Below are 728 nucleotides of genomic sequence, written 5' to 3' on the forward strand. Positions count from 1 at the left end.
AATATGTTGACTTTTGCTAAATTTATCTTTGAAGTTGTTAGCAAAGGAATCTACTGTATTAGCTATGACTCAGGAAATATCAACTACTTTTGAACATCACTTTAAAAACTTAAAAGATCCGCGTGTTGATCGAACTAAATTATATCCACTTGTAGAAATTCTTTTTGTTACTTTGTGTGGCGCTATTTGTGGAGCTGAGAGTTGGCGTGATCTTGTATTATTTGGCGAGGAAAAACTGGAGTACTTAAGGGAACACTACGCTTTTGAAAATGGCATTCCCTCAAAAAACACGTTTGCCAGAGTGTTTGAAGCACTTGATACAGCAATATTCAAAGATTGCTTTATTGAGTGGGTGAAATCATTGCAGGCTATCGTTAATCAAGTTATTGCGGTAGATGGCAAAGCCTTGCGTAATAGTGCTGATAAAGTTGAAGGTAGGTCAGCTATTCATATGGTTAGTGCATTTGCTACAGAAGCACGATTAGTGCTTGCACAGCAAGCTGTTGATGAGAAATCAAATGAAATTACAGCAATACCTAAACTATTAAAACTACTTGATCTTAAAGGGCACATCGTCACGATAGATGCGATGGGAACTCAAAGAGCAATTGCCAAGCAGATCATTGAGCAAGGCGGTGATTATGTTTTGGCTCTTAAGGGCAATCAAGGTACGTTAAACGAGGATGTGAGATTATTTTTAGAGACAGAGGCAGCCAAAACAAAGAATA

1 protein-coding gene is annotated in these 728 nt (G+C 37.6%); it reads left to right on the forward strand.

Translation table 11 applies throughout. The features are described 5' to 3' along the window. Positions 1-64: 64 nt before the first annotated feature. On the forward strand, positions 65-728 hold a 664-nt coding region (locus ACTS4L_RS11365; RefSeq protein WP_440618037.1), incomplete at its 3' end, for an ISAs1 family transposase.

The sequence above is a fragment of the Cysteiniphilum sp. 19S12-1 genome (assembly GCF_052030685.1).
In the GTDB taxonomy this organism is placed as follows: domain Bacteria; phylum Pseudomonadota; class Gammaproteobacteria; order Francisellales; family Francisellaceae; genus Caedibacter.